This window comes from Nonomuraea sp. NPDC049784 (assembly GCF_040659615.1).
GTDB lineage: Bacteria > Actinomycetota > Actinomycetes > Streptosporangiales > Streptosporangiaceae > Nonomuraea.
In genome coordinates, this window is record NZ_JBFAMX010000037.1 from 1 (window position 1) to 14,637 (window position 14,637).

20 protein-coding genes are annotated in these 14,637 nt (G+C 68.5%); 10 read left to right on the forward strand and 10 right to left on the reverse strand.

Annotated elements, in window-relative coordinates:
* Positions 1 to 592, forward strand: a 592-nt coding sequence (locus tag AB0J09_RS11705; RefSeq protein WP_360688936.1) for an HAD-IC family P-type ATPase, incomplete at its 5' end; no start/stop codon positions are given.
* Between the two features lie 245 nt (positions 593 to 837).
* Here AB0J09_RS11705 and AB0J09_RS11710 read toward each other — a convergent pair.
* Genes AB0J09_RS11710 through AB0J09_RS11725 form a run of 4 tightly spaced genes read right to left on the reverse strand, consistent with a single transcriptional unit; the run spans position 838 to position 4,550 of the window.
* Complete coding sequence (locus AB0J09_RS11710) at positions 838 to 3,042, reverse strand: heavy metal translocating P-type ATPase (protein WP_360688938.1); 2,205 nt, start codon at positions 3,040 to 3,042, stop codon at positions 838 to 840.
* Positions 3,043 to 3,069: 27 nt separating this feature from the next.
* The gene (locus AB0J09_RS11715; RefSeq protein WP_360688940.1) at positions 3,070 to 4,035 is read right to left on the reverse strand and encodes a hypothetical protein; all 966 of its coding nucleotides are present in this window, start codon (positions 4,033 to 4,035) and stop codon (positions 3,070 to 3,072) included.
* Complete coding sequence (locus AB0J09_RS11720) at positions 4,032 to 4,244, reverse strand: copper ion binding protein (RefSeq protein WP_360688942.1); 213 nt, start codon at positions 4,242 to 4,244, stop codon at positions 4,032 to 4,034. The genes AB0J09_RS11715 and AB0J09_RS11720 overlap by 4 nt, the downstream gene beginning before the upstream one ends.
* A 24-nt stretch (positions 4,245 to 4,268) precedes the next feature.
* On the reverse strand, positions 4,269 to 4,550 hold the full coding sequence (locus AB0J09_RS11725; protein WP_360688944.1) for a metal-sensitive transcriptional regulator: 282 nt from the start codon (positions 4,548 to 4,550) through the stop codon (positions 4,269 to 4,271).
* Positions 4,551 to 4,859: 309 nt separating this feature from the next.
* On the opposite strand from AB0J09_RS11725, the gene AB0J09_RS11730 reads away from it, so the two are divergent.
* The 3 genes from AB0J09_RS11730 to AB0J09_RS11740 are packed head-to-tail and all read left to right on the forward strand — an operon-like array spanning position 4,860 to position 6,832.
* Positions 4,860 to 5,258 carry a VOC family protein gene (locus AB0J09_RS11730; protein WP_360688946.1) on the forward strand — a complete coding sequence of 133 codons (399 nt, stop codon included), beginning with the start codon at positions 4,860 to 4,862 and terminating at the stop codon, positions 5,256 to 5,258.
* A gap of 36 nt (positions 5,259 to 5,294) precedes the next feature.
* Positions 5,295 to 5,633: a YciI family protein gene (locus AB0J09_RS11735; RefSeq protein ID WP_360688948.1), complete on the forward strand. Its 339-nt coding sequence runs from the start codon at positions 5,295 to 5,297 to the stop codon at positions 5,631 to 5,633.
* Positions 5,627 to 6,832, forward strand: coding sequence for a DUF6596 domain-containing protein (locus AB0J09_RS11740; protein WP_360688950.1), 1,206 nt, complete (start codon positions 5,627 to 5,629; stop codon positions 6,830 to 6,832). Before AB0J09_RS11735 ends, AB0J09_RS11740 begins: the two co-directional genes overlap by 7 nt.
* Here AB0J09_RS11740 and AB0J09_RS11745 read toward each other — a convergent pair.
* Together AB0J09_RS11745 and AB0J09_RS11750 are read right to left on the reverse strand one after the other, a co-directional pair.
* Entirely contained in the window at positions 6,819 to 7,466 is a 648-nt protein-coding gene (locus AB0J09_RS11745; RefSeq protein ID WP_360688952.1) for a methyltransferase domain-containing protein, read from the reverse strand. The genes AB0J09_RS11740 and AB0J09_RS11745 overlap by 14 nt on opposite strands.
* Positions 7,467 to 7,537: 71 nt before the next feature.
* Positions 7,538 to 7,837 (reverse strand): hypothetical protein, encoded by a 300-nt coding sequence (locus AB0J09_RS11750; protein ID WP_360688954.1) that lies wholly within the window; start codon positions 7,835 to 7,837, stop codon positions 7,538 to 7,540.
* Positions 7,838 to 8,108: 271 nt separating this feature from the next.
* On the opposite strand from AB0J09_RS11750, the gene AB0J09_RS11755 reads away from it, so the two are divergent.
* The 3 genes from AB0J09_RS11755 to AB0J09_RS11765 all read left to right on the forward strand — a co-directional run bounded on the left by AB0J09_RS11755 (position 8,109) and on the right by AB0J09_RS11765 (position 9,196).
* A complete protein-coding gene (locus AB0J09_RS11755; RefSeq protein WP_360688956.1) occupies positions 8,109 to 8,441 on the forward strand; it encodes a hypothetical protein in 333 nt (110 codons plus the stop codon).
* Between the two features lie 33 nt (positions 8,442 to 8,474).
* Positions 8,475 to 8,912, forward strand: a complete 438-nt coding sequence (locus tag AB0J09_RS11760; protein WP_360688958.1) for a MerR family transcriptional regulator — start codon at positions 8,475 to 8,477, stop codon at positions 8,910 to 8,912.
* 116 nt (positions 8,913 to 9,028) lie between these two features.
* Positions 9,029 to 9,196, forward strand: a complete 168-nt coding sequence (locus tag AB0J09_RS11765) for a hypothetical protein (RefSeq protein WP_360688960.1) — start codon at positions 9,029 to 9,031, stop codon at positions 9,194 to 9,196.
* Between the two features lie 67 nt (positions 9,197 to 9,263).
* Here AB0J09_RS11765 and AB0J09_RS11770 read toward each other — a convergent pair whose 3' ends face one another.
* Positions 9,264 to 9,827 (reverse strand): TetR/AcrR family transcriptional regulator, encoded by a 564-nt coding sequence (locus tag AB0J09_RS11770; protein WP_360688962.1) that lies wholly within the window; start codon positions 9,825 to 9,827, stop codon positions 9,264 to 9,266.
* A 115-nt stretch (positions 9,828 to 9,942) separates the two neighbouring features.
* Here AB0J09_RS11770 and AB0J09_RS11775 point away from each other — a divergent pair, with 115 nt between their 5' ends.
* Complete coding sequence (locus AB0J09_RS11775; RefSeq protein ID WP_360688964.1) at positions 9,943 to 10,590, forward strand: class I SAM-dependent methyltransferase; 648 nt, start codon at positions 9,943 to 9,945, stop codon at positions 10,588 to 10,590.
* 197 nt (positions 10,591 to 10,787) lie between these two features.
* On the opposite strand, the gene AB0J09_RS11780 is transcribed toward AB0J09_RS11775, so the two are convergent.
* Both AB0J09_RS11780 and AB0J09_RS11785 read right to left on the reverse strand, forming a co-directional pair.
* The gene (locus tag AB0J09_RS11780; RefSeq protein WP_360688966.1) at positions 10,788 to 11,708 is read right to left on the reverse strand and encodes a MarR family transcriptional regulator; all 921 of its coding nucleotides are present in this window, start codon (positions 11,706 to 11,708) and stop codon (positions 10,788 to 10,790) included.
* Between the two features lie 107 nt (positions 11,709 to 11,815).
* A complete protein-coding gene (locus tag AB0J09_RS11785) occupies positions 11,816 to 12,709 on the reverse strand; it encodes a hypothetical protein (RefSeq protein WP_360688968.1) in 894 nt (297 codons plus the stop codon).
* A 387-nt stretch (positions 12,710 to 13,096) separates the two neighbouring features.
* On the opposite strand from AB0J09_RS11785, the gene AB0J09_RS11790 reads away from it, so the two are divergent.
* Entirely contained in the window at positions 13,097 to 13,666 is a 570-nt protein-coding gene (locus AB0J09_RS11790) for a hypothetical protein (protein WP_360688970.1), read from the forward strand.
* 131 nt (positions 13,667 to 13,797) lie between these two features.
* Here the strand turns inward: AB0J09_RS11790 and AB0J09_RS11795 are convergent, their stop codons facing one another.
* Positions 13,798 to 14,070: a cytochrome P450 gene (locus AB0J09_RS11795; protein WP_360688972.1), complete on the reverse strand. Its 273-nt coding sequence runs from the start codon at positions 14,068 to 14,070 to the stop codon at positions 13,798 to 13,800.
* On the opposite strand from AB0J09_RS11795, the gene AB0J09_RS11800 reads away from it, so the two are divergent.
* Positions 14,069 to 14,452 (forward strand): 3'-5' exonuclease, encoded by a 384-nt coding sequence (locus AB0J09_RS11800; RefSeq protein ID WP_360688974.1) that lies wholly within the window; start codon positions 14,069 to 14,071, stop codon positions 14,450 to 14,452. The two genes, AB0J09_RS11795 and AB0J09_RS11800, sit on opposite strands and share 2 nt — an antisense overlap.
* Positions 14,453 to 14,637: the final 185 nt, after the last annotated feature.

The following is a 14,637-nucleotide window of genomic DNA, read 5'->3' on the forward strand; positions in this document are numbered from 1 at the left end:
CCATGTCGTCCTCACCGACGCGCCTGACCCCGTGGATATCAACATCATGGTGGGGGCCTGCCTGCTGGTGTGCGCGAGCGTGATCCTCGGCGACAACCCGCGCGCGGCCGCCCGGCTGGCGGCCCAGGCCGGCATCGCCGACGTCCGTGCCGGTCTGCTGCCCGAAGACAAGGTGGGCGTGGTGCGCGAGCTGCAGCAGCAGGGCGTACGGGTGGCGCTGGTCGGCGACGGGGTCAACGACGCCCCCGCCCTGGCGACCGCGCACACCGGGATCGCCATGGGTCGCACCGGCTCCGATCTCGCCCTGGACACCGCAGATGCGGTCGTCACCCGCGATGAGCTGTCCACCATTCCGGCCGTGATCGCGCTGGCCCGCCGTGCCCGCCGCCTGGTAGCGGCCAACCTCGCCATCGCCGCCACCTTCATCGCCGTACTGGTGGTCTGGGACCTGCTCGGCGACCTGCCCCTGCCGCTCGGCGTGGCCGGACACGAGGGCTCCACCGTCATCGTCGGCCTCAACGGACTGCGCCTGCTGCGCAACGCCGCCTGGCGACGCGCCACCACCACCCCCATCACCGCGGAAAGGCCCTGATGGCCACTGACCCAGTCCCGCCGGGCGTCTGGCCCTCCGCGCGGTACGGCTGGTGATCGGCTACGCCTACGACGGCGCAACGGGCTCTGACCGGCCCTCGATACGACAGCCGAGCCACGCCGGCGAGCGTGGCGAACCCAGGCGCTCCCCAGTTGTGCGCGACCTTTGCCTGCGAAAGCGGTCGCGGGTGATCGTACGAATGTGGCCGAAGGCGGTGATCGCCTTCGGCCACAGGGGACGGTTTCTTACGTGAAACGGCGTAGCCGCAAGCTGTTACTGACCACGAAGACGCTGGAGAACGCCATCGCGGCTCCGGCGATCATCGGGTTGAGCAGGCCGAGCGCGGCCAGTGGCAGGGCGGCGACGTTGTAGGCGAAGGCCCAGAACAGGTTGCCCTTGATCGTCGCCAGCGTGCGGCGGGACAGCCGGAGCGCGTCGGCGGCCACCCGCAGATCGCCTCTGACCAGGGTGAGGTCGGAGGCTTCGATGGCGGCGTCGGTGCCGGTGCCCATCGCCAGCCCGAGGTCGGCCTGGGCCAGTGCGGCGGCGTCGTTGACCCCGTCGCCCACCATGGCCACGACCTTGCCCTCGGCCTGGAGCTTCTTGACCACCTCGACCTTGTCGGCGGGCAGCACCTCGGCGATCACTTCGTCGATGCCCACCTCGGCGGCGACGGTCTTCGCCACCGCCTCGTTGTCGCCGGTCAGCAGCACCGGGGTCAGGCCCAGCGCCCGCAACTCGGAGATGGCCTGCTTGCTGGTCGGCTTGACCACGTCGGCCACTACCAGCACCGCCCGCGCCTGGCCGTCCCAGCCGACCGCCACCGCGGTGCGGCCCGCCGCCTGCTCGTCGGCCAGCTTGTGTTCGAGGTCGGCGGGCAGGTGCTGAGACCATTCGGCCAGCAGCCGGGGCCGTCCGACCAGGACCGCGTGGCCGTCCACGATGCCCTGCACGCCGAGCCCTTCGACGTTGGCGAAGTCCTCCACGGTGGCGTCGGAGTCGGCTGCGCGGGCGATGGCCTGGGCGATCGGGTGCTCGGAGGCGTGCTCAAGCGCGCCGGCCAGCCGGAGCACCTCCTCGCGGGTCTCCCCCTCGGCCAGATGCACGCCGACCAGGGTCATCTTGCCTTCGGTCACCGTGCCGGTCTTGTCCAGCACGATCGTGTCGACCCTGCGGGTGGACTCCAGCACCTCCGGGCCCTTGATCAGGATGCCCAGCTGGGCGCCCCGGCCGGTGCCGACCAGCAGGGCCGTCGGCGTGGCCAGGCCCAGCGCGCACGGGCAGGCGATGATCAGCACTGCGACCGCCGCGGTGAAGGCCGCCGCCGTGCCGTTGCCGGTGCCGAGCCAGAACCCGAGCGTCCCGACCGCCAGCGCGATCACGATCGGCACGAAGATGCCCGAGATGCGATCGGCCAGCCGCTGCACAGCCGCCTTGCCGGTCTGCGCCTCCTCCACCAGCTTGGCCATCTGAGCCAGCTGGGTGTCGGCCCCGACTCTCGTGGCCTTGACGATGAGGCGGCCGCCCGCGTTCACGGTGGCTCCCGTGACCGCGTCGCCGGGGCGGACCTCCACAGGCACGGACTCGCCGGTCAGCATCGAGGCGTCCACCGCTGAGGAGCCCTCGACGATCACGCCATCGGTGGCGATCTTCTCACCCGGCCGCACCACGAAGGTGTCGCCCACCTTGAGCTGGTCGGTGGGGACGCGGCGGCCGTCGGCCAGCTCCACGTCCTTGGCGCCCAGCTCCAGCAGCGCCCGCAGGGCCGCGCCGGCCCGCCGCTTGGAGCGGGACTCGAAGTAGCGGCCGGCCAGGATGAACGCGGTCACCGCCGCCGCGGTCTCGAGATAGATGTTGCCGGAGCCGTCGGTGCGCTCGATGGTGAAGGCGAACGGGTGGGTCATCCCGGGTGTGCCCGCGGTGCCGAAGAACAGCGCCCACAGCGACCAGCCGAAGGCGGCCAGCGTGCCGACCGAGATCAGCGTGTCCATCGTGGCGGCGCCGTGCCGCAGGTTCGTCCAGGCCGCCTTGTGGAACGGCCACCCCGCGTACACCACCACCGGAGCTGCCAACACCAGCGACAGCCACTGCCAGTTGGTGAACTGCAACGCCGGAACCATCGCCATCGCCACCACCGGCACGCTCAGCACGACGGCGGTGACCAACCGCTCGCGCAGCGGTTTGAGCTCGTCCTGCGGCTCCTCCTGCGCTTGGGTTTCGGGCGGTGCCGGCAGCTCGGCGGTGTAACCCGCCTTCTCCACCTCGGCGATCAACCGCTGCGGGTCCACACCCTCGGGGAAGGTGACCTTCGCCTTCTCCGTCGCGTAGTTGACGGTCGCGCTCACGCCCTCGAGCTTGTTCAGCTTGCGCTCGATCCGGTTCGCGCAGGACGCGCAGGTCATGCCGCCGATCGACAGCTCGACAGCCCTGCCTTCAGTCAGGGAAGACATCACGTCTCCTTTCTTCGCGTCCTGCGATCAATGCGTGTGATTGCCGTGAGACGGGCTGGCGCTCGGCTCTGCCGTGGGCTTGGGCTGCCCGGCCCCGGCCTGGGCGGTGAAGGCCGCGGTACGGACCTTCCCTTGGTGCTGGAAGTCCAGGAACAGCCCGTAGTCGCCACCACTGGGCACCTCGGCGTAGAACGTGATCTCCGGCCCCGCCGCCGTCTTGCCGTCGCCCGGCTCGCCGTCCGGGTGCACGTGCAGGTAGGCCAGGTCACCGGCCCGCAAGGCGACCAGATGTCCGTACGCTCCCAGATACGGCTGCAGATCCGTCACCGGTTCACCGTTCTTGCTCACACTCAGCGTGAGCTTACTGGCCTGGCCGGGCACCAGGTCACCAGCCAGGGAGACGGTGTAGCCGTCCACTGTCGCCGTACGACTGACCTCGGTCGGGGGCCGCGGCTTGTAGTCGCCCGCCACCAGGAGGTCCGCGCCGAGGGTCAGGCCGCTCCCGCCGGTGGGGGCGAAGTCGGCGAAGGCCCGGTAGGCGCCCGGGTCGTCCAGCGTCAGCTTCACCGACCACACGCCGTCGGCGGCCATGTCCGGGTGCACGTGCTGGAACGTCCCCAGATCCCGCGACACCACGATGAAGTGCAGCTTCTTGTCGTGCTGGACCTGGTAGCCGGTCACCGGCTTGCCGTCGGGCCCCGTCACGGTGAACCGGAAATCGGTGGGCTCGCCGGCCTTGATGGTGGTCAATGGGTTGAGGGTGTAGCCGTTCTGAGACACCTGGAGCCCCCCGGGGGTATCGTCCTGCGCTGTCGCGGTGGTCTCCTCATGGCCGCCATGACCGTCCCCCGCGGGAGTCGCGTGGGCCGTCCCATGCTGCGGCTCGGTCGGCGCCGGGCCGACCTGGCCCACCGCGCTCCCGACCCCCAGGGCGCCGCCGAAGACGACGGCCAGGCCCAGGACGTAGGCACCAAGTTTCGCTGCTGCGTTCATGCCGGATTCGCCACCTCGTAGCCCGCCTCCTCCACGGCCGCAACGATCGTCGCCGTGTCCAGGGGGCTGTCGCTCTCGACGGTCAGCAGGCCGCCGGCCAGGTCCACCTCCACCGAGGTGACACCGGCGACCTCGCCGACCTCCTCCTTCACCGAGCTCACGCAGTGGCCGCAGGTCATGCCCTTGACGGTGTAGGTAGCGGTAGCCATATCGATCAACCCTTCTTGGTGTTATCAGGCACGGACGAGCCGCGCGATCGCGTCGGAAGCCTCTTTGACCTTGGCCTGCGCCTCGGGGCCCCCCTTTGCGGTGGCCTCGGCCACGCAGTGGGCCAGATGATCCTCGAGCAGAGAGATGGCGACCGACTGCAAGGCGCTGGTGGCCGCCGACACCTGTGTCAGGACGTCGATGCAGTACTTGTCGTCCTCGACCATCCGCTGCAACCCGCGCACCTGGCCCTCGATCCGGCGCAGCCGACGCAGCTGGTCCTGCTTGTGGTCGCTGTATCCAGCCATGTCTCCCCCTTCCGACCTCTTCAACGTACCATACCCCCCTACCGTATTCAAAGCCGAGAGAATTCGCCCGTGAACGCCAAGGACTTAATCGACGACTTGACCGGCACGGCACACTGACGCCACCCCGGACGGTCACAGCCTCGATCACCTCGCCATGACGACGCAAAAGCTTCTCGGGCGGGGTGTCGTATCGGCCGAGCGGCCAATCGTCTACCTGGTGAAGGACGTGTACGTCCGCTGAGGCCGCCGGTCCGACACGGCCCCGAGCGGCCCGATGACAAAGCAACCGATCCAGAGATGGAGCTGGTCATGAATCCCACGCTGAACACGATCGCCGTCGTGGTGTCCGACATGGACGCGACGATCGCCTTCTACGCCCACCTGGGCCTGGAGTTCAAGCTCGACCCCCACACGCCCGAGCACGCCGGCTGCGACCTGCCCGGCGGGCTGCACGTGATGCTGGACACCGAGCCGTTTCGCACGCCGTTCCTGCCCGGCTGGAGTGCCCCGACCGGCGGGCCGCGCACCCTGCTGTGCTTCGAGTTCGACTCCCCCGCCGGGGTGGACGCCAAGTATGCCGAGCTGGTCGAAGCGGGCTATCGCGGGATCAAGGAGCCGTTCGACGCGTTCTGGGGCATGCGCTACGCCACGGTGGCCGACCCGGACGGCAACGGCGTCGACCTGTACGCCACGCTCCCGGCAAGCTGAGAGCGGGCAGGTAACGTCTCAGCGGAGGTCAAGAGAGTGAAGTACGTGCTGATGTTCGTGGAGACCGAGGAGTTCGCCAAGGAGCTGGAGGCGATGGGCGAGCTGGAACGTGCCGCCGCCTATGAGGCGGTGGGCCGCTGGTTCGCCGCGCACGCCGACAAGATCACTCACCATACGCACCTGCACCCGGTGCACACCGCCACCACGATGCGCCTGGACCAGGAGGATCCGGTGGTCACCGACGGGCCGTTCGTGGAGGGCAAGGAGGTGATCAGCGGGTTCGCGGAGGTGGAGGTCGCGGATCTGGACGAGGCGCTGGAGGTGGCCCGCACCTGGCCTGCCTGCCCGATCGTGGAGATCCGTCCGGCGTGGTGAACGAGCAGGCGAGCGCGGCGGTCCTGGCCCGGGTGGTACGCGAGCACGCGGGCCGGCTCGCCGCGTCCCTGGTGTCGTTGCTGGGCGACTTCTCCGCCGCCGAGGACCTGGTACAGGACGCGGTCGAGACGGCGCTGCGCCGCTGGCCGGTCGAGGGCGTTCCGGAGCGGCCGGACGCCTGGCTGTTCACCGTGGCGCGGCGGCGCGGCCTGGACGTACTGCGCCGCGAGTCGAACTACCGCGCCAAGCTCGCCCAGGTCATCTGGCCGGACCCCGCACCGCAGGACGATCGGCTGCGGCTGATCTTCACCTGCTGCCACCCGGCTCTGTCACGTTCGGCGCAGATCGCGCTGACGCTCCGGGTGGTGTGCGGGCTGAGCACGGCCCAGATCGCCGCGGCGTTCCTGGTGCCCGAGGCCACGGTTGCGCAGCGGATCACCCGCGCGAAGCGCAAGATCGGCGAGGCCGGGATCCCGTACCGCATCCCGGCGGACGAGGAGCTGCCGCAGCGGCTGGGCGAGGTCCTGGCGGTCATCTACCTGCTGTTCAACGAGGGCTACCTGTCCAGCACGCCCGAACGCACGCACGCCCGCGATCTGATGGACGACGCCGAATGGCTGGCCGCGCTCCTCGCCAACCTCATGCCGAAGGAGCCGGAGGCGTCCGGGCTGCTGGCGCTGATCCGGCTGCACCGGGCACGCGGGGCGGCCCGCTTCGACGCCGAAAGCCACCTGGTGCTCCTTGCCGACCAGGACCGCTCGTTGTGGGACCGGCAGGCCATCGAGGAGGCGACCGCGCTGCTGACCCGTACGGCACGCACCTACCACCGGCCAGGGCCCTACCAGGTGCAGGCGGCGATCGTGGCCTGCCATGCCGAGGCCGAGCGCTTCGCCGACACCGACTGGCCGCAGATCCTGGTGCTCTACGACATGCTGCTGTACCTGGCGCCGTCGCCCGTCGCTCGGCTGCACCGGGCCATCGCGCTGCACTATGCGCAGGGCGCGGAAACGGCCCTCGCCGAGTTGAAGGAGCTCGGCCAGACGCTGGAGCGCTACCCCTTGTTCCACGCCACCCTGGCGGAGCTGCTGCGCGACCTGGGGCGCCGCGACGAAGCGCGCCGGGCTGATGAGCGGGCGCTGGAGCTGACCGCCAACCCGGCACAACAGGCGCTGCTGGAGGAACGACTCAGCTGGACGTGAGCCGGTGAGCTCGACCGAGCAAGTGTGAGAGGGCGGGAATCAGTGGTTGCGGCGCGAAGGTGAACCGCTCCACGTCGTCCACCACGAACCCGGCCTCCTGAATGGCGGCGAGGGTGTCGCGGTTAGGGTGGCAACCTCCCGCCGCGCGCCGCCACAAAGGCGTGATCGCGTCCTCCAGCAGGCCGAGCACCGGGTTCGCCGATCGGACGTGTTCGTAGAAGCGCAGCTTCCCGTCCGGCTTCAGCACCCGAACGATCTCGGCCAGCGCCGCCCGCTGCGAGGGCACGCTGCACAGCACGAGCGACACCACCGCGACGTCGAAGGCGCCGGCCTCGCCGGGCAGGGCCTCGGCATGCCCGGCCACAACCGTGACCGGTACCGGGGCCGCGGCCGCCTCGGTCACGGCGAATCTGCGCAGGGTGTCCTCAGGTTCGACTGCGACGACTTCGGTGACGGTCTTGGGATAGTGGGCGAAGTTGCCACCGTTGCCGGCACCGATCTCGATCACCCGTCCCTCGAGCCCGGTCAGGAGCCGTACCCGGTGTTCCCGGGCGCCTCGCCGGTCGGCGAGGGGTGCGGTGTCGACATACATGCGCGCGAAACGCGGATGCTGGAACTCGGATAGATCGTCCATGCTTGATCACCTCTGCCGACGGGGGCCTGCCTTACAGACTGACGCATCGCGCGGCCACGCGCCGATCCCGCTCACCAGGTGACCGGCAGGGCGGTCAATCGGATGCCGCCGCCTCCCAGACCAGGAGCGCGCAGGATCTCCTCCACGGCGGCGTCGATCCGGGACGGGTCGTGCACCAGCGCCTGCCACTGGTCCGGATTGGCCAGCAGCCACAGCACGCCCGTGCCGATCACGGTGACCGTGGTCTCGTGGCCGGCGAACAACAGGAACATGCCCATCATCGCGGCCTCGTCGTCGCTGACCCCCTCGGTGGCCGCCAGCCGGGAGATCACATCACCGTCCGGGTCGTCCTCGGCACGTTTGCGCGCCACCAGCCGCTGTCCGTAGCTGAACAGCTCCGCCAGCCCTTGCTCGGAGCGGGCGCGGTCGCGGGTGTCGGCGGCGGCCTGCGTCCAGGCGCGTGATCCCCAGCCTCAGCATCGAGGCCGTGATCGCGTGGCTGGACACCGGCCGACCCGACCCCGACCAGGCCGCCGCACGCATCGGCCAAGCCATCCACGGCGTCATGGCAGCCGCCCGACCGGAACGTCCATGAAGACAGGGCTTGCATCCGGTACCTAGGTACAGGCTTAGCGTCGAGGTATGACACAACACGTCGCCTCGGGATGGGTGCCGTCAGCGTGCACACTGCCCACGGTGGAGCAGCCGCTACGGCTGGTGGAGTTCGATGCGCTGTTCGCCCGCGCCGTGCAGGCCGTGCAACGTCCGGAGCAGACGCGCCTGCGCCTGGAACTGGCCTTCAGCCCGCAGAACGCCGCTCAAGCCGCCGAGCTGACGGCACGCGAGACCAGCTGCTGCTCCTTCTTCGCCTTCACACTCGGCATCGCCGAAGGCACGCTGACCCTGGACGTACGAGTCCCCCAGCGGCAGACCGCGGTGCTGGACGCCCTGCAGGCGCGGGCGGAGCCGGTGTGATGCCGATGGATGCGAGCAACGTGAGGGGGAAACGTGGCGTATGACATCGAGGGACCGTACCTGCGCACCGGCCAGGTGGCCGCGCGAGCCGGGGTGAACATCCAGACCCTGCGCTACTACGAACGGCGCGGCCTGATCGCAGAACCGCGGCGCAGCTCCGGCGGGCACCGCACCTACCCACCGGAGACGGTCACCCTGCTCAAAGTGATCAAGGCTGCGCAGGGACTCGGCTTCACCCTGGAAGAAGTGGCCGAGCTGCTGGAGACCGGACAGCGCGGCCACCCCACACCGGACCTGCAGGAACGGGCCAAGGCCAAGCTAAACGAAATCGACCGCAAGATCGCCGACCTGAACACCATGCGCGACGCACTGGGCCGGGTAGTGGCCGCCCGCTGCACAAGCCTGACCCACTGCGCCTGTCCCGACTGCCCGCTACCGTACGCGGAACTCGCCGGGGAAAGCACTCGATGACGCCACACAGACGGGGCCTGCTGACGATCGTACGGCGACGCTGCGGTCCCACCCTGGCCGCCTACGGACGTCCGGCAGGAAGCCTTCTTGTCGGAGCGGCCGGGTAGCCTGCCTCGGTGTTCATGGGCAGGAAGCAGCAAGAGACGTTCCCGGTGGCAGCGAAGACACTGCTGTCGATACGGGTGCTCAACCAGCTCGGCTCCTACGCCCTGGCCTTCCTCGCGGTGCTCACCGGCCTGAACTCGCACCCGCCGCGTTGGCGAGCTTCGGGATCGCCGCCCTGATCTCACGCTGGATCGGGGCGTTCCTCCTGGACCGCGGCTCTCGCCTTCCTGGCGGTGCCCCTCGTTCTCAGCTACTCCTGATCCTTCCCAACGCCGCCCGCACGCCCGGCTCGACGGCCGCGCGGAACGCGGCATCCAGCTCGGCAGGCGTAGCAGTGGTCTCTCCGTCCACCCACGCCCGCAGCAGCCCCATGAACGCGCCGACCACGCAGACCACCAGCAGGTCGAGCGAGGCCGACGCCCGCGCGCCCGCGGCCACGAGCTCATTCCTGACGACAGCGGCGAGCAACTGCTCCCCGCGAGCGTGCACCTGGCCGCCGCCGCGCCGTCCCAGCAGCGCCCGGACGAGCCGCCGCTGCTCGTGCACGTGCTCGAACATCGGCAGGCTGAACGCGAAAAGCTCGCCCGATCGGGTATCCGGTGCGGGGCGGAGGAACGCGAGCTCGTCGAGGTTGCTGAACAGCACCTCCTGCTTGTCCGCGAAATGCGAGTAGAACGTGGACCTGCCCACGTCCGCGCGATCGATGATGTCGGTGACGGTCACCGCGTCGAACCCCTTCTCCAGGATCAGCGCCACGAGCGCCTCCTGGACGATCCGGCGCGTGCGCCGAACCCGCCTGTCTCCGGACACTTCCTCATCCTCTGTTCAGTACCGCACGGCAGGGGCGATTTGCTCGTTGACCCGGCCTCATTATGAACGCATCATTCGTAACTGAACACATTGTTCAACATCGAGAGGCAACATCATGGGCCTGGGAAAGCTCCTGCACAGCCACGAAGAGCACGCCGACGCAGGCGGCACCATCGACCACCCGCGCGCCTACGACACCTTCGTCTCGATCGGATACCTGGGCGGACGCCGCGCCGCCTTCACCCGCCTGGCCGCCACCGCCAAACCACGAGCCGGAGATCGCATCCTGGACGTCGGCTGCGGCACCGGCTACCTCAGCCGCATCCTCGCTCCGGTCGTCACGCCCAGCGGCCACGTGACCGGCATCGACCCGTCCCAGGCGATGATCGAGTACGCCACCAGGCGCGCCCCGGACAATTGCACCTACGTGCAAGGCGAAGGCCAGAAACCGCCGTTCCCCGACGGCTCGTTCGACCTGGTGATCTCCAGCCTCGCCGTCCACCACATTCCCACCGACGCCCGGCCCGAGGCGCTACGCCAGATGTTCCGGGTGCTACGGCCAGGCGGCCGCCTGCTCATCGCCGAATTCCGCCCGCCCACCAACCCTCTGGCCAGACACATCGTCGGCGCCCTCAGCGGCCCCGCCATGCAGCACGGCCCGCGCGACCTTCTGGGCACCATGATCCCCGACGCCGGTTTCCAGGTGGAGTCCGAGGGCGACCTGCCGTACCTGCTCTATTACGTCCGCGCCACACGGCCATAGAGCGGAGTCACATCGGCCTGCGTACCGCAGTGAGGGCGATCGCCAGGAGCAGGGCACGTAGGCCGTCGCCCGCAACTGGACTGCGCCTCCGTCTTTGGCCCGCGTTTGAGGCGACGGCCGAAGCCGATGCGGGAAACGGCTGACCCCGAACAATCCGTTTCCCGGGCGTCTATGGGTAGTAAATGATCGACCGCTGCTTACGAGCCCTCGTGGTCAGGGTGAGACTCGGCCGGGCACGGCGCGTCAATCATTTTCGTGAGCAGCGTTCGTAGCTCCACGTCGCCAAGCTCACCCAGCGTGGCGACCACCTCCTGCTGGTTCGCGTCCATCGCCTGTCGCGCCTCAGCGAGGGTCGCCGTGCCTTTGTCGGTGATCGTCAGCGCGTACCGGCGGCGGTCGTGTCTGTCCCGGCCGCGCTCGGCCAACCCGGCCGTCTCCAGCTCGTCGACGATCTGCACCATGGCCGGTTCGGTCAGCGCGAGCATGCGGGCCAGCTCCTGCTGGGCAACAGGTCCGGCCTCCGCGAGGGCGGCCAGCGCGGTGAAGTGCCGCATCTGGATGCCCAGCACCCCGAGCGCCGCATCGTTGAACTGGCGCAGCCGTCGGTCAGCGGCGTTGAGCAGGTAACCAATGTGGCCGCGGAACCCCTCAGGCAGACCGCTCGCGACCTCTGGCATCAACTGGCGCAGCAGCACGGTGAGCCGTTTCCGCTCCCTGCCGGACAGTGGCTGAGTGAGCGACTGCTCGGCTCGGGAGAAAGCCGGCGCCGCCTCCGCCAGGGCACGCCTGCCTGCCGGAGTCACCGACAGCGCGTACGAACGCCGGTCCTGCGGATTGCGCCGCCGGACCACGTACCCGGCATCCTCCAGCTTGTCGACGACCTTGACCATCATCGTCCGATTGATCTTCAGCTTCTCCGCCAGGTCATGCTGAGACGTGGCATCACGCTCGGCGAGTGCACCGAGGATCGCGAAGTCGCGCGGCTGAAACCCGGCGGGCAACACGGCGTGCGCGGTCTGAACCGCCCGGCCATAGATGCGGCGCAGCAGATGCCCCGTATAGCCGGCCAGCGTCGCCAGCGGCGCCCCGTCACCGGCCCGGCCAGCCTCGGTATCCACACCAATCCTCCGGGGCCACACACTATCAGCCCCACATGGTATGCGCCGGTGACGGTTATCGACGTTGATGGTTGCGCCTGACGCGGCGACGCGGAAGGGGCGGCGGGTCAGTGCTTGGTCAGGCTGCCTACGCTGAGCAGGAACGTCCCGCCGCGCTCGTCGACACCGGCCATGACCGATGCCTGATGCGTGCCGTCACTCGCTATCGACCAGAACGTGACCGTAACGGTCCCCAGCGAGGTCTCGCAGGTCTGGCGTGCGGGTTCGAGCTCGGCGGTGTTCCCGCGTGCGCGGAACGTCCAGTCGCAGCCGTCGGCGGTCCGAGCCGTCATGGTGTTCTTGCGGCTGCTCGTGAACGTGACGAGACCCTGTACGGCCGTGATCTTCGGGTCGGAGCCGGTGTACCGGGTGGTGAGAATGTTCACGCGGGACTGCTGATTCGATGCGTCGTACTGCCAGGTTCCCGGGAAGACCTTCCGCGCCTGTGCCCAGGCGTGCCCCGTCACCTTGGTGCGGCTGCCCTTCTCCAGGACAAAGGCGTAGTCACCGATCGGTTGGTGGCTGACGGCCTCGATTATCTCCTGCTCACGGTTCCCCGAGATGGTCACCGACCATTTCGTGATGGTGTACGCCGAGCCGATGACATGGTTGAAGCAGTACTGAGACGGGGAATCCAGTTCCAGCGAGGCGGAGCGCACCGCGAAGGTCCACGTACAACCCTGATCCGTGTGCCCCACGATCCCACCGTCGGCTGCCTTCGAGAACACGATGTCACCGATCTGGGGAACCTCGAGCGCCGGGCCTGGAGTACAGCCTGCACTGGCGTCCGGGCAACTGATGACCGCGATGTTCCGCATGCTCTCGCGATCAGGCTGATCGTAGTTCCACGTTCCCAGGTAGTCGTGTAAGCGCGGGTTCTTCGTCTGCGCCTGAGCTTGCTGCGGTCCTGCGACGCCGATGGCGACCCAGGCCGCCAAGCTCAACGACAGAGCGACAATCATCGGCGCCAGGCGTGATGACAGGTGTCGGCGCCGGTGTGTGAAACGGGTGTCATGCATGGATGTCTCCTGTGAACCGCATCTGGATGGATGCCTCCGGAGCGTTCTGCCCCGGCAGTCGATTCGTCGTAAGCCGCCTGTCGGTTCGCGGTACGCAGGGGGTGCGACTGAGCCCAAACGACTCTCGAACGATAGCGTCACCGCTAGGAACTATCAACTCTCATAACTATATTTGCCCATAACTATCCTATGGAAGGCATGTCCGGCGAGGGGTCTTCCATCGGCCAGGCCGCTGTACTGAGCAGGGAAAAGACTCCATCGGACCGGCCGGAGTGCGGGCGGCACCCCGCAGGAATCAAGATCGCCCGACGCCTCGATACGGTGGACGGCGTGCTGCATCAAGATGCGGTCCGTCTCGGGCGTGAAGCCGCTCGGCGCCTGGCGTTGTTCGGGGCCTGCGAGATCAGGCCGGGTTTGACCGACAGGGAGTTCACCTGGATCGAGGCGGAGTACGGCATCGAATTCGCCGACGATCATCGCGCCTTCCTCGCCGCCGGGCTCCCGATCAACTCCGCCCGGCCGGAGGAAGGTGCCACGTGGGAGAGCCCCTGGCCGGACTGGCGCGACGGCTATGAGGAGGAACTTCGCCTCCATGTGGAGTGGCCCGTACGTGAGGTTCTGCGCGATGTGGAGCGTGGCGCTTGGCTGAAGTCATGGGGAGCCCGCCCTGAGGCCAACGCGGAGGCGTCACGGATCGCACGGCAAGAGCTGGAGAGGGCACCGAAGCTGATCCCGCTCTACGCACATCGTTTCCTGCCTGGCGGAGGCGGCACGTACGGCAGGCAGGTGCTGTCTGTATGGGGAGCGGACATCATCAGCTACGGCCGAGACCTTGCCGAATACATCACCAACGACTTCTACCCGCTCGATGACGCTGCAGGACCTTGGGACAACGACTGACCGTCCTCGTCGCCGAAGCCGGCTACCACGGCGACGACCCGATCGTGGTCGGGGTGCAGCAGCATGGAGCGCCACGGCAGCGCATCAGGCGAGTCCCGCAGGATGGGGCCGCAAGCCATCCCGTCCCGTCATCAGGTGAGCCTCAGGGACTTCAATCCGAATATGGCGTTGAAGGCCCGGAACTCGATCTGCTCGAACGGGTCGGCCAGTGCGAGGTGGGGAAAGCGTCTTAGCAGGGCCGGGAACGCGATACTCATCTCCGCTCGGGCCAGCGGAGCCCCGAGACAGTGGTGCACGCCGTGGCCGAAGGCGAGGTGCCCGAGGGCTCCGCGAGTGATGTCGAGACTGTCGGGATCGTCGATGAAAGCGCGGTCGCGGTTGATCGTCGGAGACGTCGCGACCATGCTCGATGGCGCGGTGATCGTCGCCCACAACGTCCGTTACGACACCGAAGTGCTCAGTACCGAGTTCGCCCGCGCCGGGCTCGCCCCTGATGACCTGATGACCCTGTGCACCCTGGAGTTATCGCGGCGATTCGGGCAATCGTCGCCCTCCCACCGACTCGCCGACTGCGCCACGGCTGAAGGGATCGACAACAGCACCACACACCATGCCGAAAGCGATGCGCGCGCCTGCGCCAAGCTGCTGCAGCTCTATCTCGCTCGCACCATGACACAAGGGCTGCATTGGTTCGACCAGATCAGAGCCTCCGGGCAACTCGCCGCCCGGTCGTGGTGCACGGTGCCTGTCTCAGGCCTCGCCCAGCGTCGCGCTGTTCGACGGTGACGCACCCCAATCAGGCCAGTACGGGAGGACCCGGTCGAAAGTTGGCGCTCTGGAAATGATCGGGGTGTAGACAAAGCGACCCGAATTCACGCATGCCAAGCCACCCGAGTGCTGACACGCCGGTTCGATTTCTCTTCAGCATGACCCTGACACGGGGCCGGCGGACGTCAGCAGCGGCACAGCCG

Excerpts from the sequence above, each read along its gene's own strand:
- AB0J09_RS11730 (WP_360688946.1), top strand. The coding sequence starts at position 4,860 with ATGAATCCCACGCTGAACACGATCGCCGTCGTGGTGTCCGACATGGAC.
- AB0J09_RS11725 (WP_360688944.1), bottom strand. The coding sequence starts at position 4,550 with ATGGCTGGATACAGCGACCACAAGCAGGACCAGCTGCGTCGGCTGCGC.
- AB0J09_RS11720 (WP_360688942.1), bottom strand. The coding sequence starts at position 4,244 with ATGGCTACCGCTACCTACACCGTCAAGGGCATGACCTGCGGCCACTGC.
- AB0J09_RS11800 (WP_360688974.1), top strand. The coding sequence starts at position 14,069 with ATGCTCGATGGCGCGGTGATCGTCGCCCACAACGTCCGTTACGACACC.
- AB0J09_RS11710 (WP_360688938.1), bottom strand. The coding sequence starts at position 3,042 with ATGTCTTCCCTGACTGAAGGCAGGGCTGTCGAGCTGTCGATCGGCGGC.
- AB0J09_RS11795 (WP_360688972.1), bottom strand. The coding sequence starts at position 14,070 with ATGGTCGCGACGTCTCCGACGATCAACCGCGACCGCGCTTTCATCGAC.
- AB0J09_RS11755 (WP_360688956.1), top strand. The coding sequence starts at position 8,109 with ATGACACAACACGTCGCCTCGGGATGGGTGCCGTCAGCGTGCACACTG.
- AB0J09_RS11775 (WP_360688964.1), top strand. The coding sequence starts at position 9,943 with ATGGGCCTGGGAAAGCTCCTGCACAGCCACGAAGAGCACGCCGACGCA.
- AB0J09_RS11715 (WP_360688940.1), bottom strand. The coding sequence starts at position 4,035 with ATGAACGCAGCAGCGAAACTTGGTGCCTACGTCCTGGGCCTGGCCGTC.
- AB0J09_RS11785 (WP_360688968.1), bottom strand. The coding sequence starts at position 12,709 with ATGATTGTCGCTCTGTCGTTGAGCTTGGCGGCCTGGGTCGCCATCGGC.
- AB0J09_RS11745 (WP_360688952.1), bottom strand. The coding sequence starts at position 7,466 with ATGGACGATCTATCCGAGTTCCAGCATCCGCGTTTCGCGCGCATGTAT.